We start from the raw sequence: 17910 nt of genomic DNA on the forward strand, positions 1-17910 counted from the left end.
CTGCTCTGTCGCCAACCGCCTACACGGTTGGTCAAATACAGTAGCGTCGGTGGAGATTTTGTTTATAGAGGGCTATGGCAGACTCAGGCTTATTAAAGGTACGGGAATTGATTTTAGCGTTAGTAATGTCAGTGATTTGCCGGGTATAAATCCACAATTAGATCAGCGAAGCGGTAGGTACAGGCGCAGAGTGACTGTACCGATATAGGACGAAAAAACCCCACAAGTTTTTCCAGCCCCCGCTTCTGACCAAGAAACGGGGGCGTTTTTTTTATCAGGAGTCTAGCCGTGACTAGCGCAATAGACATCTTAGGACAGTCAGTGGTGGTGTTCTCCAAGAACTACCTACCGTTAGCAAGCATCAACATTAAGCGAGCGATCGCCCTACTCGTCACAGGGAAAGCAGAACCACTCTCGTTTACAAACAGCAAGAGTATTGCTGTGCGATCGCCGAGTGTCGTGCTACTGGTACCTAACCATATCCGCTTGACGATTACTGATGCGGAGCGAGTTTGGAAAGTCCCGCCTGTTAGCCGCCGAGAAGTATTGCGGCGCGACAAGCACACCTGCCAATACTGCGGTAGCACAAAAAAATTAACGCTCGATCACGTTAATCCCAAGTCAAAAGGCGGAAAACATAGCTGGGACAACGTAGTTATAGCCTGCGAACGGTGCAACTCCCGAAAAGGCGATCGCACTCCCGCTCAAGCCGGAATGACCTTACGCACAAAACCCAGAACACCAATCCACCCTACCGTGGCATTTTCCGAACAGTTCTGGCGCGAACAGACAGAAAACCTGGAATAGAAGGAGATCACCAGGCAAAATGCTGAAACTCACCTATACCGAAAACAACTTCACCTTAGAGCATCTGGCTCAACCTTTAGAAGAGTGGGTGACTTCGCGGGTCATTCTGGCGATGCGAATCGGTACAGCGATCGCTGTTGAACCCAGCACCGCTTCCTTCCTGCTTCCAGCTAACTTACCGCAGTTGCGTCATCTAGAGCGAACTGGAGAACAAGAAGAGGCGATCGACTTATCTCCCTGCGATGCTGACTACATCGAAGTCAGCTTGCAAGGAACCTGGCTCACCTCCGACTCAGAAAGCGACACGGGTATTTTTGTCACATCGATGAATTACGCTGTTGAGTTCTTTCTCCTGAAGCTGTGGCAAGAATCTCAAAATCATGCCGCCTTTCTAGAAACCTAAGCACCTAGTTTTCTGAAGTAAGCCCACTACAAAGGTGCTCAACTGAGCGCCTTTTTACTTTATTGACCAAGTAAACCAAGGGATTCACCAGCACCACAAAAAAAGTTTTAGAAAACCCTTGACATTTTTGTAGTATGTTTGTAGTATAAACATAGTGAAGCAACAAAGGAGTCAAAACTCCTACTACAAAACGTCATGTCCTCACTAACTCTAAGACCCTCAGGTCAACCGAGATTGCTACAAGAGTTGATTACAAAACTTAGCCCACTTCCTTCCCAAAAACCTGAAGGAAAGATGGAACAAAACAGTTGTAAACCTAATACCTGCAACAAAAATCCCGAAGCCATTCGTAATATTTATCAAGTCTATTACCTAGAACGGCGGTTGTTTTTGTAAGCAAGACAAGTCTTTTTACTGAACCTTGAAAACTAAATAATTAAACTCCATTTAATTGATCTGTGTTTTTGGACACAGGCATCTTATAGGGGCGGTGGTTGAGTCAACTGATAAAACCTGACGCGTAAAAGGCGATCGCCCCCACTAAAAGAGATGCGATCAATAGAAAGAGAGCATGAGATTGATACCCGCTTTGAGTTTGTTGTTAATCATTGGGTTCATTGCTTTACAAGGCAAGAAAAGCAACTCCAACTTGATGCAACTTTACTCAACAGCAATTATCAAGTTCCAACTCATCGCTCTGGCTACATCGCCCCATCGTAAGCGCGGCCAAGGATTTCTGGCTTTCGACCAGAAGACACGGGTACCCTTCGGGAACGCCTTCGGCGAACAAGTCCCGTTGGGGCGATCGCATAGACTAACGAGGTCGAGTACCCAAATGGTTACGGGGGGAGTCTGCAAAACTCCTTTGCGTGGGTTCGATTCCCACCTCGACCTCTAATTACATCCTGTAATACAGGTATGGGAGTATAGCTCAGTCGGCAGAGCAGACGGCTCTTAACCGTATGGTCGCGGGTTCGATCCCTGCTACTCCCACCTTTCATACAAGGCTCCATCGTCTAGTTTGGCCTAGGATGCTGCTCTGTCGAAGCAGAGACAGGAGTACTCCTTCGGAGAACGCTAACGCGAACAAATCTCCTTGGAGTCGTGTCGTAAAACACAAGGGAGTATAGCTCAGTGGTAGAGCAGTCCTCTCATAAGGGACTAGTCGCAGGTTCAAGTCCTGCTACTCCTACTGACGAAACATAGCCTTATCGTCTAGCAGCTTAGGACGCTGCCCCCTCAAGGCAGAAACAAGGGTGCAAATCCCTTTAGGGCTATCTGGAGAGGTGGCTGAATTGGTTAAAGCACTTCCCTGCTAAGGAAGCGTGGGTTTCCCGCGTGCAGGTTCGACTCCTGTCCTCTCCGTTGAAATTTCCCCCGGTAGCTCAGTTGGTAGTAGCGCCTGTCTGAAGCACAGGAGGTCGTCGGTTCGATTCCGACCTGGGGGGCTGTCGTTGCCTTGTAGCTCAGGGGTAGAGCGATCGCCTGTTAAGCGAATGGTCGTAGGTTCAATCCCTACCAAGGCAGCCATTTCATTTATTGCCGGGTAGACGAATTGGTAAAGTCCTCCGCCTCTGAAGCGGAAGTCATGTAGGTTCAAACCCTACCCCGGCAGCCATTTCATTGATTGGGGAGTAGGCGACGTTGGCAAAGCCACCTGATTTTGGATCAGGGTTTCGTAGGTTCGATTCCTGCCTCCCCAGTTCTGCTCGATCCCAGTGAGAGAGCAGCTAAGTAATGCTCCTGTAGCCCAATTGGAAGTAGGCGGCTGTCTTAAAAACAGTCTACGTGTGGGTTCAAGCCCCACCAGGAGTATCAACGGGATGTAGCGCAGTTGGTAGCGCGGCAGCTTTGGGAGCTGATGGTCGCAGGTTCAAATCCTGCCATCCCGATACGCCCCTGTAGCCCAATCGGCAAGAGGTGCCTCGCTTAGAACGAGGAGGTTACTGGTTCAAGTCCAGTCAGGGGTATTGGTGACGATGCGGGTGAAGTAGCCACGGTAGGCTTGGAGGTCTCATAAGCCTCTTATTAGTAGGTACCCTTCGGGAACGCTAACGCGAACAATTCCTACCCCCGCCACCAAATGCTGGTGTAGCTCAAGTGGAAGAGCGATCGCTTTGTAAGCGAACGGTTGCAGGTTCAATTCCTGTCACCAGCCCCAGAATGCGGGTGTGATGTAGCGGCTAGCATCTGAGTGCGCCACACTCAGTGCATGGGTTCAAGTCCCATCACCCGCTTCCGTAGTCTTGTAGCTCAGTTGGGACGCCTCTCTCACAAAGAGGATGCCACAGGTTCAAGCCCTGTCAGGACTACCAATTCAAGCCCTCATAGCTCAGTGAAAGAGCCACATCCTTCTAAGATGAGAGTCCCAGGTTTGAATCCTGGTGAGGGCGTCATTGAACCTAAATCATGATAAATTTACTTTCATGGTTTAGGTTCAATTCATGATCACTCATCATACCAAAGGAAAAGCAGACTTAGCTGTAGCGAAAACTATAGCTGATTTAACTGTTAAAGGTTATGTGATTTTCACCCCTTTGATTTGCGAACACTTGCCATTTGATTTAGTAGCATGGAAAGAAAATAAATTCCTGAAAATTCAGGTTAAATATTCTAGCATTGGACGAGTTTTCGGTCATACAACATGGAATGACAAACATGGAAATCATAAACGCCAGTATCAAAAAGATGATTTTGATTATTACGCCATTTACTTGCCGGATAAAGATAAGGTTATTTACCCCAGTTTTGATTACCGAGGCATCATAATTAGAACCGAAATACCCAATAGCACTACTCCTTTTTATTGGTGGGAGGACTTTCTGGTAATTCAATTTGAAGTTCTCAAAAGGGAGCTTAAAGATTTTCAGCTTCAAGCAAGCCGAGTAAGAATAAAAAGGCGTTATTCGGCAAGACCTAAGTCCAGAAAGGTTGAACGTCCATCTAAAGAAGAATTGCATAAGCTAGTCTGGACTAAACCAACTGCTCACATAGCTAAAGATTTTGGTGTGAGCGATAAGGCAGTAGAAAAATGGTGTAAAGCTTATGGGATTGAGAAACCTCCTAGAGGTTATTGGGCAAAAATTTATAGCAGCAAATAAACTAAGTTTGTAGATTGCGATCGCACATACAGCGTGACCTAATCTTTAGAGCTTACATACTTTAGTACGAGAGGAAAAGTAACGATGTTCTAATATAGTGGGCGTGGCGAACAAGGAGTGCGAAGAACCCTTGTTTGTGGGCTTAGAGGTAGCCCTCCTTTAAAGAGTGTGTAGTAACTTATCGGCGGAGTTTCTCTAGTAACTGAGAAAACACATATTGCTCTGAAAACTTGCACGCTATTTGTGAGGCAAGCCATAACGGGTTTAAGTCCCGTCAGACACCCTCAAGGAAGATACCGCCGAATGGACGGCAAGCGGTCTTGAAAACCGTGGTACGGCTGACGCTGTAGGGGTTAGAGTCCTCTATCTTCCTCTGCCCACTGGAGGCTGAAAAGTGAAGCACCGTGCTGATAACGCGGCTATAGAAGGGGCAGTACCTTCCCAGTGGATTTCCCTCTGTAAATGGAACTGGAGCTAATACTACGTTGGCGAAGCCTTGGCGTAGGCTATGCCAAATTTGATAGTTTGATGCCATCCAGAGGGGGTTTTTCTTACCTGCGGGATGCAGACCTGTCTCTCCGAAGGACGGGAACCAAGTTCGACTCTTGGGTAAGGGGTTAATGCCAGATAGCTCAATTGGCTGAGCAAGCGGCTGTTAACCGTGAGGTTGTGGGTTCGAGTCCCACTCTGGCAGTTTTGTTTTCACGGGTGGTTGGCATAGCGGCTGTGCAGCGGGCTTTTAATCCGCACTAGATAGGTTCGATTCCTATACCACCCACTTCAGGTAGCTGTAGCAATAATAATTGTGTAATTGTGAACTCACGCACAACTGCCCAGTTCCATTCACAGAAAACCAAGATCTATGGAAACGGTGTCGTATTGCTTTTTTATCGCCTGAAGAACCGTTGAGTTATTGAAAGCGATCGCGATCGAGCAAGGAATGCGCTTTGCGATTCGCGTAACAGAAATATTAACCGCACCTTACGATTGAATGTATCATTTAGTCCATTTCTTTAATTGTCAAATGAATTTACTACCAGTTGTAGAATTTGCTCCCACATATTATCAAACAAAGCATCATGCAATGCCGGAGTGCTCAAAATGGAATTGCTGTGATGACTGGGATGCTTACTGGAAAAATTCTCTTGCTGATTCAGGCATTATTAGTCTTGAGCCTTATGCCAAGGGTTTGTGGTTAGTTGAAACGGAAGAATTGCTTAACCATAACAAAGCAATAGAACTTATGCTGCAAAAGCATCTGATTGACTCAAAAGGAAATATCAAAGAAGATTTTAGTGCTTTATATGGGGGTTACATTCTCGAAATTAATGAAACATTTCAAATTTATCCTGAGTGCTGCGGTAGCCTTAAAGATATTCATGAATGGAAGGATATCTCTAAGTGGACAGATAGCCAAGAAACAATGCTTTGGATTGGTCATCCTTGGTTAATGGTAAGTGCAATAGAAGAAGAATATCTTCAGTTTAGGAGAACAGCAGAATATGGTGAACCTCCAAAACCTGTAATTTTTAAGGTGAAGAGGAGTGATTTGAAATTAGCAGTAGCGGGTGCAGAAGAGAAATTATTTAACTTTCAGCAATTCCTGTTGCCAATATTGAGAAAAATTATGTAGAACAATGCTGAATAAGCTCTCAAAATACTGATATATGGCTAGCGAGAATCAATTACCCTAATAAATCGATGCACCTAACCCTCTAAGAGTGTGATCGCGTCTACCATCTCACTTCAGTCGTTAGCATTCCAAGGATGCGATCGCGCTTAGGTTGAGATTGAGTAGACGCTCAACATTGAATCTGCCTTAATAGGAGTACTCATCCCAAACAATTATTGTCATGATAGATTGATAAAGTAAGCCCTACACGGTGTTTCATGCTATGAGCTTCAGTGATTTAGTTGAGGCAATCAAAAGCCTTTCCACAGAAGAAAAGCAAGAAATTCAATTGCTAGTGAAACAGTATCTACGGGAAGAACGCCGAGAGGAAATATATGAAAACTTCAAAACAGCACAAATAGAAGAGAAAAATGGCGAACTGAAGTTATCCTCTAATATTAATGAGCTGAGACTCTTGATAGAGGAGTGATGGTAGAAATCAGTTTTAGCTCTTCATTCCAACGTGCTTACAAAAAGCGAATCAAGGGAAATTTAGATTTAGAAGCAAAATTCTGGCAAAAGGTAGAGCAGTTTACCATAGACCCCTTCGAGCAAAGCTTGAAAACTCACAAATTGTCGGGCTAGCTCAAAGACCTATGGAGTTTTAGTGTGGAGTACGATGAACGGGTGTTATTTTACTTCACTGAGGATGGGAATGCGGTATTTGTAGATATTGGTAGCCACGACGAGGTGTATTAAGAAACACAATCGTGCTGTAAGCAATCTCCATATAACCTCGCTGCACTAGATATCTCACTTCAATTATTGAGCTTCCATCTATGCCAATAAAAGCGATTTCCTACGGCATCAGCGAAGCGGATCGCGCCTACCATCTCACTTCAGTCGTTAACGTTGCAAGGATGCGATCGCTCAACAGTGCCATCGCTATGATGTCTCGTAAACGACTACCTAAGTTTTAGAGCCATGACTAAATGATTTCAGCGCGTCATCGCAGAACTTGAGAAACTGCCAGAGGAAGAACAAGATGCGATCGCTACTCGTCTTTTAGCTGAATTATTGAAAATGAACAAGCATGGCTCCGCTTTGAAACGGGCGCGAAGTAACGCATGTCCTGTCAGTGGCAATATTTCTTCATATACTGAGCAAGAAATAATTTCTCTGGATACCACATTAGTAATTTTGCAGCTAATCTTAATCTGGTAGTTAGTCAGCACAAAATCAGGAGTGAGCATGTTCCGTCTGCCTGACAAGCATCAAGTCTTTACCCGTTCTTGGTTGTGGTCGGTTTCCTTGGTTTCCGTTGCCGTCTTTGTGCCGATTGTGTTGGCTAGAGCCTTACCGTCTCGTTCTCCCCTGACGGTATCCTCATCCTCTGAGCCTTCTCCGCAAGCGTCGCCGCCACCACCTCAGGAAGACAAAGACTTCTTGGCTGAACAACAGTGGCGTCAGCAGATTATGAGCAAAAGTCTTCTGTTGCAGCCGCCGACTGCTACAAACGCCAAGAGTACAACGGTTGCGAATAAAGCACCAGACGCCAAAGCTGATCCCCCAAAACCTCAGTCTCCAACGGCTAAGGCATCTACTACCGCAAAACCTCAGTCTCCAACGGCTAAGGCTTCTACACCACAGGAGAAACAATCTACTCCTAAAACTCCAGCGTCTAAGCCAGCTCAAAGCAAACAACAGCAGACACCGAAAGCGGCTACTTTAGGCAAGACAACACCCATACCCGCACAGCGTCAAGCGACACAAAGTTTGGAGATGCGAGTAGCGATCGCTGATGGAGCAAGTTCCCTCGTTGTTGCCTCTTCAACGGCGGCTGAACTCCAAACAGCTAATGGAAAAAGCATTGGCAAACTGCCAGCCAGTCAAGGAAAGCACGTTCTCCCAGAAGGACAAACGATTCGCCTTGGCGATGTACAAGCTCCCCAGGCGATTTGGGTCAAACCAGCAAGCGGTGGGTTAGTTTTGGTGAACGACCGCTGGTATCGCGGCGATATGCTGCTGATTTCTTTGGGAGACACCCTGCTTGCCGTAAACTACGTTGAACTAGAGTCTTACCTAGCAAGTGTCGTGGGGAGTGAAATGCCCTCAAGTTGGCCACTAGCTGCTTTGAAGGCACAAGCGATCGCGGCTCGTTCTTACGCCATTGTCCATTCCCTGCGACCTGCTAGCCGGATGTACGATTTGGGCAGCACGCAACGCTGGCAAGTCTATAAAGGGGTCAATTCCGAGTGGAATACTACCACGCAAGCAGTCATGGAAACGGCGGGTGTTTTCCTCAGCTACAAAGGTGGGATTGTGGAATCGATGTATGCCGCATCAGATGACATTGTGGTCAATGTCTTTGGCGGCATTGGGATGAGCCAAAACGGCGCTCGCGATTTAGCCGTTCAGGGTTACGACTACCAGCAAATTTTAGGCACCTATTACCCAGGCGCAGGTTTGTCTTGGATTGAGTAGCTGGGAAGGGAGTCGGTGAGTCTTGAGTAGAGGTTAGGGTGATGGGGAGATGAGGAGAACCAATAAACTCTTTCATACTTCATCCTTCCTCTAATTTGGTATGCTAGTATTTGCAAACTACGGCGGCATAGCCAAGTGGTAAGGCAGAGGTCTGCAAAACCTCCACCCCCAGTTCAAATCTGGGTGCCGCCTTTAAAAATCCCAGAGAGTTCGCTAGGGAATTAATTCCTTGGCGAATTACTCTTGTAGAGTCTCGGGTACACCAACTAATTCACCAGTACCGCTAATGACTTCACCAATGGTGTAAGCAGCGATCTTTTGGGACTCAAACCATCGGACTGTCTGCTCTGCCTGATCGGGAGGTACGAGCAGCACAAACCCGATACCCATGTTGAAGGTGTTGTACATGGCTTCAGCGCTGACTTTGCCCATCTCTGCTAGCCAGGGAAAAATGGGCGGGATTTTCCAACTTCCGGGATTGATGCGGATGGACTGATCTTTACCCAAACAACGGGGCAGGTTTTCCGGTAAGCCGCCGCCTGTGATGTGCGCCATGCCATGAATGTTGATTCCGGCACGAGCTTCTAGAACGGGTTTGACGTAAATTTGAGTCGGGGTGAGTAAGTTTTCACCCAAACTTTGACCGCCGAGGGAGTCTGGGCTTTCGCTCCAATCCAACTGGCGATCGCTAATAATTTTTCGTACTAAGCTAAAACCGTTGCTATGCACTCCCTGACTAGCTAAACCAATCGCCACGTCCCCAACATTCACCTGGGAACCATCCAGCATTTGGCTCTTTTCCACAATTCCCACGCAAAAACCCGCCAAGTCATACTCGCCAAGTTGGTAGAAACCGGGCATTTCTGCGGTTTCTCCTCCTAGCAGTGCGGCTCCCGATTGGCGGCATCCTTCGGCAATTCCTGCCACAACGGAGGTTAGTTGCTCAGAATTTAATTTGCCTGTTGCTAAATAATCCAGGAAAAATAACGGTTCTGCCCCAGAGGTCAAAATGTCATTGACACACATCGCTACTAAGTCAATCCCAACAGTCTCATGGGAGTTGAGGGCTTGAGCCAGTTTGAGCTTAGTACCAACGCCATCGGTTCCTGAGACTAAAACGGGTTCTTTGTAGCCCGTTGGTAATTGAAAGCAACCACTAAAGCCGCCAAATTTTCCCAATACTTCCGAACGGTGCGTGCTTTGTACTAGGCTGCGGATTTGCTGGACAAAATCTCTACCTGCTTCAACATTGACCCCGGCTTCTCGATAATCCATTACGACAAAAACAATAGTTTGAGCTAATCGTTGACTGCATCCTTCCCACCCATTGATCGGCTTCAGGCTCGGCTTAGACACAAAAAAGAGCAGAAAATCTAACTCTTATCTCGTCCCCATGCGCTCTACCGCTGTTACTCCATCAAAGTCCTGGCAATCGGCTCCTAGAGGTGCAGGATGTATTCTACCGAGTTCCCTGGGGGTTTATTGCAAAGAGAGCAATATTTCTGACTTCTCTCTCACAGAAGGAAAAATCATGTTGTAAAGATTTTGTAAAGTTGATGTAAATTTATTTTAAGAAGAGGATGCTTGTAAAGCTTATCCAGTAGGAATTTCAGAGCTAACACGTAGGTGAAGCCTTAATAAAATTGTGGGGAATGTCCGTATCTCCCTGATCCCGAACCCAAAAAGTTCATGTTAGTCTGTTTCAGTTCAATGACACAGGACGAACCCGGAACGAGTACGAGTTGTTGGTTAATTTATGTGTGTTCAATCACACAACCTCAATACTCAGTCTCAATCTCCAAATGTTTTGGGCAAAGAATCTATGAATCAACGATTTTGGAATGGTTTCACTGCTGCTTTGTTAGTCACAGCTCTCGGTACGGCGACAGCCAGTTATGCTGAACCAACAAAGCCAGGTAGCCAAGATGCGGAAGAGGGTGTTACTACTTCGGTGCGGTCGGAAGAAGAGATGATGTCAGCCTCTACTTCTGCACCAAACCAGGCGATAGAAGTGGTCAAAGTAGGGGAGTTTCAATCGCAGCCAGAAGATACGGCTACTGAACAAGAAGCGATCGCTAAAATTAACGTCCATGAAATCAACGGGCGTCAGGCAGCAACGCTTTCTGTCCAAAGAATTCCAGTTCTAACCTTCTTGAGTTCCCAGCCCGCTGCCGCTAACCGCACACAAGCAGCGGCGAATGGCACCAAAAAAGCAGCGAGTACTGCCAATCCAAATAGCCCTTCAGCACACAGAGGGCAGGCTAACAACCCAGAGGATGATGCGGTTTGGCGGGCAACAGCCGTAGCTGCAAGACTCAATCAGTTGTATCGAGAAAATGTTGATGCAGAAGCGATCGCCGTAACATGGAAGCAAGAGTGCAACTGCTACGCCATCCAAGTCAATGGTGAAGAGTTAGTCACCGTCAACGAGCAAACTATTCTGCCAGATACTACCCGTAACTTGGAAGTAGATGCTCTGCAAGCGACAAACCGACTGCGACGCCTAATGGGGAATGCAGCCCCCCTGAGAGAGGTGGCAGGCAAACCGATACCGCAACCGCAGAAACCCACACAGATCGCCGTTGGGCCCCTGCGCCTCCAAGTCAACGGATTAGCTTCTTGGTATGGCCCAGGTTTCCATGGTCGCCGTAGCGCCAGTGGAGAACGCTTCAATCAAAATGCGATGACTGCTGCCCACCGCCACTTACCCTTCGGAACGCAGGTACGCGTCACCAACGTGAATAATGGTCGCTCGGTTGTCGTGCGAATCAACGACCGTGGGCCTTATGCACGGGGTCGAGTCATTGACCTTTCAGCGGCAGCGGCTAAGGTTCTGGGATTGGTGCAGACGGGTGTCGCCCCTGTGCAGATAGATGTTCTCGGTAAATAGGGAAGAGGGACTAGGGAGTGTTTTAAAACCCGGAGATCCCCCCAGCGCCTTAAAAAGGGGGGAGAATTCAGTTAAATTCCCCCATCTTGATGCTTCCTGACTCAGAGGAATCGGACGTGTCCCAGCATCCGAGGGGGATTTAGGGGTAAAGCCTTCTTTGCTGCCAACCCTGAGCAGTTTTCAATGGGGTGAGGTACACACCGAAATGAAAACTGCTGTAATATTCCAGATTCCTTGAGCACAAGCATCATCAAGACATTTAGTTAGTGCCTCTAGCGCCTTGGCGATCGCTATCAGACACCTCCACCTCATCTTCCGGCTCCGTTGGTGTAAATGAGGGTTGCCAAGGTTCTCCTGCTAGAGGATTGTGAAAGAAAGAACCCGTTTGTGGTGGCAAAGTGGGATCGAGAACAATTTCGACGAGGCTTTTCACCACACCTGTGAGGGGAATCGCGAGAATCACTCCCAGTAATCCCCCTATCTTGCCGCCTAAAATTAGGGAGACAAAGAGAATCACCGGGGAAAGCCCGGTCAAACTGCCCATGATCCGGGGGGCGATTAAATTATCCTTTACCTGCTGCACAGCGATCGCCACTCCTAACACTTGCAGTGCCAACCACCAATTCATAAACGCCACCACAATCACCACTGTGGCAATTCCTAAGGTTGCCCCGACAAACGGAATCACTTCCATTAAGCCAATGAAGATGGCAAACAGCAGGAAAAAGGGCACCCGCAAGAGCCAAAACGCCAGTGCTAGGGTTGTTGCCATAAATAGCCCCAGCAGCAACTGCCCAGAGACAAAACGCTGGAGATTGCGTTGTAAGGCGGACGTTAAGCCTTCGCGGATGCGCGGGGACAAAATGCTAGTGAGACTCTGCCATACCCGCGTGCCATCGATTAGCATGTAAAACGAAATCACCAGCACCAAAATCAAATCGAGGAACCAGTTAAAGGTTCCTAAAACCAAGCCAAATCCTGTAGAAGCGATCGCCTCTGCTTGCTCCTGCACCCTTGCCAGCAGTTGCGACGCCAAAATTCGCACATCAAAGGGCAAATTATGCTCCACACTCCAAGCTTGAAAATTAACTAGCTGTTGCTGGCTTTTCTCTAGTAGAGAAGGTAGATTTGTGACAAATTGCCGCCCCTGGATAAAGACAGGAGGCACCACCGTCAAGGCAATCACCACCAAAGCTACCCCAGCCGCCAAATACACCACGACGGCTGCCACAGTTCGAGGTAAGAAAGGTCGCAGCACCACAACCGCATAGTTGAGTAAAAAGGCAATCAGTGCCGCTGTCAGCAAAATGCTAATCAGTTCGCCGATGTAGCTCAACGCACTAAACGTCAGCGTTGCTGCTAGCAGGACGAGCAGCCAGGTAATTAAAAACTGTTGAACGGGTGTAAAGATATTAGAATTCATTGAGGCTCTCTTCTACGGCAACCCATGCTTACCTGCCGCTGATAGGATGACACTCAAGAATGTCATCTATAAGATAGCGGTCAAAGGCTTCAACCTGAGCAGTGCTCAGTTGGGGAGTCCGAGTAACAATTTTCTAGCTAACGTTGGTTGAAGTGCAATTCTTGCATGATTCAAGTACTAACTCTACGCAGCAAGCCTTAAGTTTTCCCTGATTTGAAAAGACCTATTGCATAAGTCTAATAGACCCCCCTTAATCCCCCCTTAGTAAGGGGGGAGACTTGAAATCTTGCCCCCTCCCCTTACTAAGGGGAGGGTTGGGGAGGGGTCTGGTACATTTTTGCAAGAGGTCTAAAGTGGAAATCAACTCCACGCTTAGATTGTGGGTAGGTTAACTCAATTATGCTTGATGACTTCTCCTGTGGAGCTGGAAACTAGCGATCGCCCTCATTAGCGATGAGGAATTACTCCTCGTTAGATTGACCAAGACTTACACGAATGAAGCATAAAAACATTGATTCTCTCCTAGGGATACGGCGTTGCCATGCCCTTACAGGAGTAGGCTTTGCTTTGCATAAATCCTACTGACAAAAAAATAGCCGCTGGGCGGCTGGAAAATTTACTCCAACTCCTCAGCGGCAAAAGATGCCAAATTTAATTGTTAAGCCGTTTGCTTAACCTGTTAGCTCATCCTAGACAGCGGCTGGCTGATTAGCCTTGTCTTCTTGAGCTTGGTTGCTAGGTTCAATGGCTTCTTGACCTAGATTGAGCTTCACAACCCGGTTTTGAACGGATTCTACCTTGGGCAGCGTCAGCGTCAAGATGCCGTTGGTGAAGTCCGCTTGAACTTTATCGTTCTGGACAGCAACGGTATCTGGTTCACACCTCCTGATGATGCCAAAGCTCAAATCCAGTGACAGTAAAGGAAACCGCAATTTAGATGGAGTGTTTTCCCGAAATTAGCGGCTTGGGGAAGAGGTTCCTCGTGAGCAGTTTTTCAGCGATTAACCAGAGTGCCAGAGTGCCATTCAACATTACGTTGTTTGAAGTTCTGTTGCCTTTTACATAAGGCAGTGAAAGCCCTACGGTAAACTAGCTACGAATCCTGAGTCTTGTTAGCAAAAGAACTCTCGTTTGGAGCTGTTATTCAATGTCTCATAGCGTCAAAATCTATGACACCTGCATTGGCTGTACCCAGTGCGTGCGGGCTTGCCCATTAGATGTTCTGGAAATGGTTCCCTGGGATGGCTGTAAGGCAGGTCAGATTGCTTCTTCTCCTCGCACAGAGGACTGCGTTGGTTGCAAACGTTGCGAAACGGCTTGCCCAACTGACTTTCTGAGCATCCGGGTTTACCTGGGAGCACAGGAGACCACCCGTAGCATGGGTCTTGCTTACTAATAAGCTGGACAGTCCTTCAGGTCTTTACCGTCCTGGTATTTTCCATAGCAAGCGTCTTTAAGATGCATTTATCAGATAGAGGGAGCAGCACTGCCCCCTCTTTTTTGCGAGTTTTTTAGGTGGGATGGGAAGAATGGCAGTTTTAATAAACCACACCACACCAGCCACAGAGGTAAGAGAAGGAGAGGGAGATGAGGTGATGGGGAGAATATCCTTCATACTTCATAAAAGATCCGGTTCTTGACGAGTCTTGAAGAGATAAGTAGCGTGGAAATCATTATTAGCGTGCAGGAGTGAGACCGCCTTATGTGTGGAATCGTTGGCTACATCGGCACCCAAACGGCTACAGATATTTTGATGGCAGGGTTAGAGAAACTCGAATACAGGGGTTATGATTCTGCTGGAGTCGCCACAGTCTTAGAAGGAGAGATTCACTGCGTCCGGGCTAAGGGCAAGCTTTGCAATCTCCGCGAGAAACTACAACGAGAGATAAATCCGGCTCAAGTTGGTATTGGACACACTCGCTGGGCAACTCACGGCAAGCCAGAAGAGTATAACGCGCACCCCCACATGGATGCAGCAATGCGGGTGGCGGTGGTGCAAAACGGGATTATCGAAAACTATCGGGAATTGCGTGAGGAATTGAAGGCTAGGGGGCATGAATTCCGCTCTGATACCGATACAGAGGTGATTCCTCACTTAATTGCTGAATTTTTACAGAAAACGCCAGATTCCTTTCTAGAGGCAGTCCGGCAGGCAGTAAATGAGCTAAGGGGCGCGTTTGCGATCGCTGTTATTTCTGCCGATTATCCCGACGAACTGATCGCTGCACGGCAACAAGCCCCCTTAACCATTGGCTTTGGGCAAGGAGAATTTTTCTGCGCCTCGGATACTCCCGCCCTTGTCCCCCATACCCGTGCGGTGCTGACGCTGGAAAATGGCGAACTAGCACGACTGACGCCAGTGGGAGTAGAGGTGTACAGCTTTGAAGGCGATCGCCTCAAAAAAGCCCCCCGCACCCTCAACTGGAACCCCGTTTTAGTTGAAAAGCAAGGCTTCCGGCACTTCATGCTCAAGGAAATCTACGAGCAGCCGGGGGTGGTGCGGGCTTGCTTAGAAGCTTACCTAGATGCCAATTGGAGTGCTGAAAATGCCTCTAAATCTCCGGTTAATCTCAGCTTGCTACCACAACTCACCGACAGTTTAGAACGCATTCAAATCCTTGCTTGCGGCACGAGTTGGCACGCCAGCTTAGTTGGGAAGTATTTGTTGGAACAACTCGCAGAAATTCCGACAGAGGTGCAGTACGCCTCTGAGTTTCGTTACGCCCCGACACCGCTAACCCCCAACACTCTAACCATTGGCGTTACTCAATCGGGAGAAACTGCCGATACCCTCGCCGCCTTGGAGATGGAAAAACGGCGTCGTATTGATTTAGATCCCAAGTTCCAGCCGCGATTATTAGGCATTACCAATCGTCCTGAAAGTTCTTTGGGTCATTTAGTGCCTAATATTATTGATACCCACGCTGGAATTGAAATCGGCGTAGCAGCAACGAAAACCTTTATCAGCCAGTTGGTGGCGTTTTACTGTTTAGCTCTCGATTTAGCCTATCAACGTCGAACTGTGCCCCCTGCACGCATTGAGGAAATCATCGAAGGCTTGCGGCTACTCCCGGCGCAGATTGAGCTGATATTAGAAAGTCAAGAGCGCTATATCGAAGAGTTAGCCCATGAGTTTGCTGAAACGCAAGACTTTATTTTCCTAGGACGCGGGATTAACTTCCCCATCGCCTTAGAGGGGGCGTTGAAACTCAAGGAAATTAGTTATATCCATGCTGAAGGTTATCCCGCTGGGGAGATGAAGCACGGGCCGATCGCGCTGTTGGATGCAAAGGTTCCTGTGGTGGCGATCGCGATGCCGGGTAGTGTTTTTGAAAAGGTTCTCTCCAATGCCCAAGAAGCTAAAGCCCGCGATGCGCGATTGATTGGGGTGACACCGATAGATGATCAAGACGCCGAAGAAACCTTCGATAACTTGTTACCTGTTCCCGTCGTGGAAGAACTTCTCTCTCCCATCCTGACTGTTATTCCCTTGCAGCTTTTGGCGTATCACATTGCCGCACGGCGAGGCTTGGATGTCGATCAGCCCAGGAACCTCGCTAAGTCGGTGACGGTAGAGTAGGCGATCGCTTTGATTTTCCTGCGTACTCAATGGAGATAACTGCCCCATTGAGTACCTTTTTTGCTAGCGCGATCGCCAACGCTAAAATACAAGCACGTTGCTTGTTAATGAGCTAAATCATGACTCCAAAAACCCACCGCAGAGTCCCCCTGGGTAGTCCCATTTTTCCCGATCGCCCTCCCCTTTCTCCTGAAGAAAAAGCCAAGCGCAAGGCGGAGAATGAAGCTTTTGCCAAGCGTTGTCGGGTAATTTTTGACCGAGTTTACCCGGAATTAGTAACGGAGCATTATGGCTGGGCAATCATGATTGAGCCAGATCGCGGCGATTATTTTATCGACCCCGATCCAGAAGTTGCTTTTCAAAAAGCCCGTCAGAAGCATCCCACAGCCCTGATTTTAGAAATGCGCGTCAATGAAACCGGGACTTGCGGCAGAATATGATTCATGGCTATTTTGGCAGCCAGGGGGAACTCTATTTTGAGATTGATTTGATTGCTGGTGATGGTGCAATGATTGCAGTTGATGCCTTGTTAGATACAGGTTTTACTGACTATCTGGCAATGAATATCCAAGAAGTAGAAGGTTTAGGCTGGTCGTTTGTTCGCAAACAGGATAGGCAGACAGCACGGGGAGAAGCAACTTTTAGTCTCTATCAAGGTAGGGTCATTTTTGACGATCGGGAGTTCGTCATCCCGGTTTTAGGGGGTGAAGAAATTAATGAGGTTTTGATTGGTTTGCCTTGGCTAGAAACCCGGCGGTTGGTAGTAGATAAAAAGGCGGGATTGCTGACTTTAGGAGAAGCGTGAAAGAGGCGATCGCTCCTAAGCTTTAAGTCAGAAAGGCGTTATTTTTACTAACTTGTAATATGAAGAAAAACTAGCCAGCAAAAACTGACCAGTTTCTTAGTGGAAATAAGTTGCCGCTAGGCTGCTGTGTATTTCACAGCTAGAAGCAGAATTCAAAATCCAAATATTCTACGTGCTTGAGCGATGAGCCAACCAGGAGTTTCTCCGTATCCATGTGCCCACACTTGACCGTTGACTTTAACTTCCCATTTACTACCAGGATAGGCTAGTGTCGGGTCGTAGCTGTAGTCACCGAAATAAAACTTTTTGCCATCAATTTCAAAGTAAATTCCTGTGGGTACTGGCAACCAATTCCCAATCCCTTGGGCTGTAGCTGGCTTGGTGTTTGCTAAAGGCGTAAACACCATAGCACTGCCTAGCGCGAGGGAACTGAAAAGAAGCAGAAAACTCGAAAGAAATAGAGAGGCGGATTTGGAACGAGTCATAGTTGAGATTCCTTTGAAAAGATTTTGGAAAGGCTGGTACGGTTGAGCTATAGAGCAGACACTGCCCTTCTTGCTTACTCGGCTTCGTGAACTGAAAAGTGTTGGAAGAAACCCCCTCAGCTAAGTTGCCAAGGGGGATTGTCTCGGCATACTATTAACAACAGAATCGATTCAGCGCCAGTCAACTACTTGTCATAGTGCCGGGTGACCGGATCGCCCCAAAAATCAGTTTCTTGCTTGGTGTAGCCAGTTTGTTCGTGAGTCGTGTCATAGTGCCGGGTGACCGGATCGCCCCAAAAATCAGTTTCTTGCTTGGTGTA

Annotated in this window: 17 protein-coding genes, 19 tRNA genes and 1 pseudogene; 33 read left to right on the plus strand and 4 right to left on the minus strand. The window is 47.6% G+C overall.

Features of this window, described 5'->3' with window-relative positions; all coding sequences use genetic code 11:
- The first annotated feature begins 288 nt into the window (after positions 1–288).
- From AC5JR3_RS21880 to AC5JR3_RS22015, 28 genes and pseudogenes are all read left to right on the plus strand, one after another.
- Positions 289–807, plus strand: a complete 519-nt coding sequence (locus AC5JR3_RS21880; protein ID WP_495848686.1) for an HNH endonuclease — start codon at positions 289–291, stop codon at positions 805–807.
- A gap of 19 nt (positions 808–826) precedes the next feature.
- Positions 827–1210 (plus strand): alr0857 family protein, encoded by a 384-nt coding sequence (locus AC5JR3_RS21885; RefSeq protein WP_495848687.1) that lies wholly within the window; start codon positions 827–829, stop codon positions 1208–1210.
- A gap of 195 nt (positions 1211–1405) precedes the next feature.
- Positions 1406–1606: a hypothetical protein gene (locus AC5JR3_RS21890; protein ID WP_495848688.1), complete on the plus strand. Its 201-nt coding sequence runs from the start codon at positions 1406–1408 to the stop codon at positions 1604–1606.
- 425 nt (positions 1607–2031) lie between these two features.
- Positions 2032–2104: transfer RNA gene (locus AC5JR3_RS21895), tRNA-Cys, on the plus strand.
- Between the two features lie 26 nt (positions 2105–2130).
- A tRNA-Lys gene (locus AC5JR3_RS21900) sits at positions 2131–2203 on the plus strand.
- 127 nt (positions 2204–2330) lie between these two features.
- Positions 2331–2402, plus strand: a tRNA-Met gene (locus AC5JR3_RS21905).
- 88 nt (positions 2403–2490) lie between these two features.
- Positions 2491–2575, plus strand: a tRNA-Ser gene (locus AC5JR3_RS21910).
- A 9-nt stretch (positions 2576–2584) separates the two neighbouring features.
- A tRNA-Phe gene (locus tag AC5JR3_RS21915) sits at positions 2585–2658 on the plus strand.
- A 7-nt stretch (positions 2659–2665) separates the two neighbouring features.
- Positions 2666–2740, plus strand: a tRNA-Asn gene (locus AC5JR3_RS21920).
- Positions 2741–2750: 10 nt separating this feature from the next.
- Positions 2751–2828 (plus strand) — tRNA-Gln (locus AC5JR3_RS21925).
- A gap of 10 nt (positions 2829–2838) precedes the next feature.
- A tRNA-Gln gene (locus AC5JR3_RS21930) sits at positions 2839–2913 on the plus strand.
- A gap of 36 nt (positions 2914–2949) precedes the next feature.
- Positions 2950–3025: transfer RNA gene (locus tag AC5JR3_RS21935), tRNA-Leu, on the plus strand.
- 4 nt (positions 3026–3029) lie between these two features.
- Positions 3030–3102 (plus strand) — tRNA-Pro (locus AC5JR3_RS21940).
- Between the two features lie 3 nt (positions 3103–3105).
- Positions 3106–3180 (plus strand) — tRNA-Leu (locus AC5JR3_RS21945).
- Between the two features lie 115 nt (positions 3181–3295).
- A tRNA-Thr gene (locus tag AC5JR3_RS21950) sits at positions 3296–3371 on the plus strand.
- A gap of 4 nt (positions 3372–3375) precedes the next feature.
- Positions 3376–3447: transfer RNA gene (locus AC5JR3_RS21955), tRNA-Gly, on the plus strand.
- 5 nt (positions 3448–3452) lie between these two features.
- Positions 3453–3525 (plus strand) — tRNA-Val (locus AC5JR3_RS21960).
- 6 nt (positions 3526–3531) lie between these two features.
- A tRNA-Arg gene (locus tag AC5JR3_RS21965) sits at positions 3532–3603 on the plus strand.
- Between the two features lie 51 nt (positions 3604–3654).
- Positions 3655–4311 carry a group I intron-associated PD-(D/E)XK endonuclease gene (locus AC5JR3_RS21970; protein WP_495848689.1) on the plus strand — a complete coding sequence of 219 codons (657 nt, stop codon included), beginning with the start codon at positions 3655–3657 and terminating at the stop codon, positions 4309–4311.
- A 288-nt stretch (positions 4312–4599) separates the two neighbouring features.
- Positions 4600–4684, plus strand: a tRNA-OTHER gene (locus tag AC5JR3_RS21975).
- Between the two features lie 248 nt (positions 4685–4932).
- Positions 4933–5005: transfer RNA gene (locus AC5JR3_RS21980), tRNA-Asn, on the plus strand.
- Between the two features lie 12 nt (positions 5006–5017).
- A tRNA-Lys gene (locus AC5JR3_RS21985) sits at positions 5018–5089 on the plus strand.
- Positions 5090–5335: 246 nt separating this feature from the next.
- On the plus strand, positions 5336–5944 hold the full coding sequence (locus AC5JR3_RS21990; RefSeq protein ID WP_495848690.1) for a hypothetical protein: 609 nt from the start codon (positions 5336–5338) through the stop codon (positions 5942–5944).
- Positions 5945–6206: 262 nt separating this feature from the next.
- Positions 6207–6413, plus strand: a complete 207-nt coding sequence (locus tag AC5JR3_RS21995) for a hypothetical protein (protein WP_495848691.1) — start codon at positions 6207–6209, stop codon at positions 6411–6413.
- Positions 6413–6682 (plus strand): annotated as a pseudogene (locus AC5JR3_RS22000) (type II toxin-antitoxin system RelE/ParE family toxin). The gene AC5JR3_RS21995 and the pseudogene AC5JR3_RS22000 overlap by 1 nt, the downstream one beginning before the upstream one ends.
- 80 nt (positions 6683–6762) lie before the next feature.
- A complete protein-coding gene (locus tag AC5JR3_RS22005) occupies positions 6763–6903 on the plus strand; it encodes a hypothetical protein (RefSeq protein WP_495848692.1) in 141 nt (46 codons plus the stop codon).
- A gap of 271 nt (positions 6904–7174) precedes the next feature.
- The gene (locus tag AC5JR3_RS22010) at positions 7175–8407 is read left to right on the plus strand and encodes a SpoIID/LytB domain-containing protein (RefSeq protein WP_495848693.1); all 1233 of its coding nucleotides are present in this window, start codon (positions 7175–7177) and stop codon (positions 8405–8407) included.
- A 121-nt stretch (positions 8408–8528) separates the two neighbouring features.
- A tRNA-Cys gene (locus AC5JR3_RS22015) sits at positions 8529–8599 on the plus strand.
- Between the two features lie 45 nt (positions 8600–8644).
- On the opposite strand, the gene purM is transcribed toward AC5JR3_RS22015, so the two are convergent.
- Positions 8645–9682, minus strand: coding sequence for a phosphoribosylformylglycinamidine cyclo-ligase (gene purM / locus AC5JR3_RS22020; protein WP_495848694.1), 1038 nt, complete (start codon positions 9680–9682; stop codon positions 8645–8647).
- Between the two features lie 481 nt (positions 9683–10163).
- Here purM and AC5JR3_RS22025 point away from each other — a divergent pair, with 481 nt between their 5' ends.
- On the plus strand, positions 10164–11297 hold the full coding sequence (locus tag AC5JR3_RS22025) for a septal ring lytic transglycosylase RlpA family protein (RefSeq protein ID WP_495848695.1): 1134 nt from the start codon (positions 10164–10166) through the stop codon (positions 11295–11297).
- A gap of 259 nt (positions 11298–11556) precedes the next feature.
- Here AC5JR3_RS22025 and AC5JR3_RS22030 read toward each other — a convergent pair whose 3' ends face one another.
- Together AC5JR3_RS22030 and AC5JR3_RS22035 are read right to left on the minus strand one after the other, a co-directional pair.
- The gene (locus AC5JR3_RS22030) at positions 11557–12720 is read right to left on the minus strand and encodes an AI-2E family transporter (RefSeq protein ID WP_495848696.1); all 1164 of its coding nucleotides are present in this window, start codon (positions 12718–12720) and stop codon (positions 11557–11559) included.
- A 689-nt stretch (positions 12721–13409) separates the two neighbouring features.
- Positions 13410–13652 (minus strand): hypothetical protein, encoded by a 243-nt coding sequence (locus tag AC5JR3_RS22035; protein WP_495848697.1) that lies wholly within the window; start codon positions 13650–13652, stop codon positions 13410–13412.
- 215 nt (positions 13653–13867) lie between these two features.
- Between AC5JR3_RS22035 and psaC the strand changes: the two genes are divergently transcribed.
- From psaC to AC5JR3_RS22055, 4 genes are all read left to right on the plus strand, one after another.
- Positions 13868–14116 (plus strand): photosystem I iron-sulfur center protein PsaC, encoded by a 249-nt coding sequence (gene psaC / locus AC5JR3_RS22040; protein ID WP_495848698.1) that lies wholly within the window; start codon positions 13868–13870, stop codon positions 14114–14116.
- 306 nt (positions 14117–14422) lie between these two features.
- Positions 14423–16300, plus strand: a complete 1878-nt coding sequence (glmS, locus tag AC5JR3_RS22045; protein WP_495848699.1) for a glutamine--fructose-6-phosphate transaminase (isomerizing) — start codon at positions 14423–14425, stop codon at positions 16298–16300.
- Between the two features lie 119 nt (positions 16301–16419).
- Positions 16420–16740 carry a hypothetical protein gene (locus tag AC5JR3_RS22050; RefSeq protein WP_495848700.1) on the plus strand — a complete coding sequence of 107 codons (321 nt, stop codon included), beginning with the start codon at positions 16420–16422 and terminating at the stop codon, positions 16738–16740.
- Positions 16737–17105 (plus strand): aspartyl protease, encoded by a 369-nt coding sequence (locus AC5JR3_RS22055; protein WP_495848701.1) that lies wholly within the window; start codon positions 16737–16739, stop codon positions 17103–17105. The genes AC5JR3_RS22050 and AC5JR3_RS22055 overlap by 4 nt, the downstream gene beginning before the upstream one ends.
- A 152-nt stretch (positions 17106–17257) precedes the next feature.
- On the opposite strand, the gene AC5JR3_RS22060 is transcribed toward AC5JR3_RS22055, so the two are convergent.
- Complete coding sequence (locus tag AC5JR3_RS22060; protein WP_495848702.1) at positions 17258–17590, minus strand: hypothetical protein; 333 nt, start codon at positions 17588–17590, stop codon at positions 17258–17260.
- Between the last annotated feature and the right edge of the window lie 320 nt (positions 17591–17910).

Source organism: Kastovskya adunca, assembly GCF_059505785.1.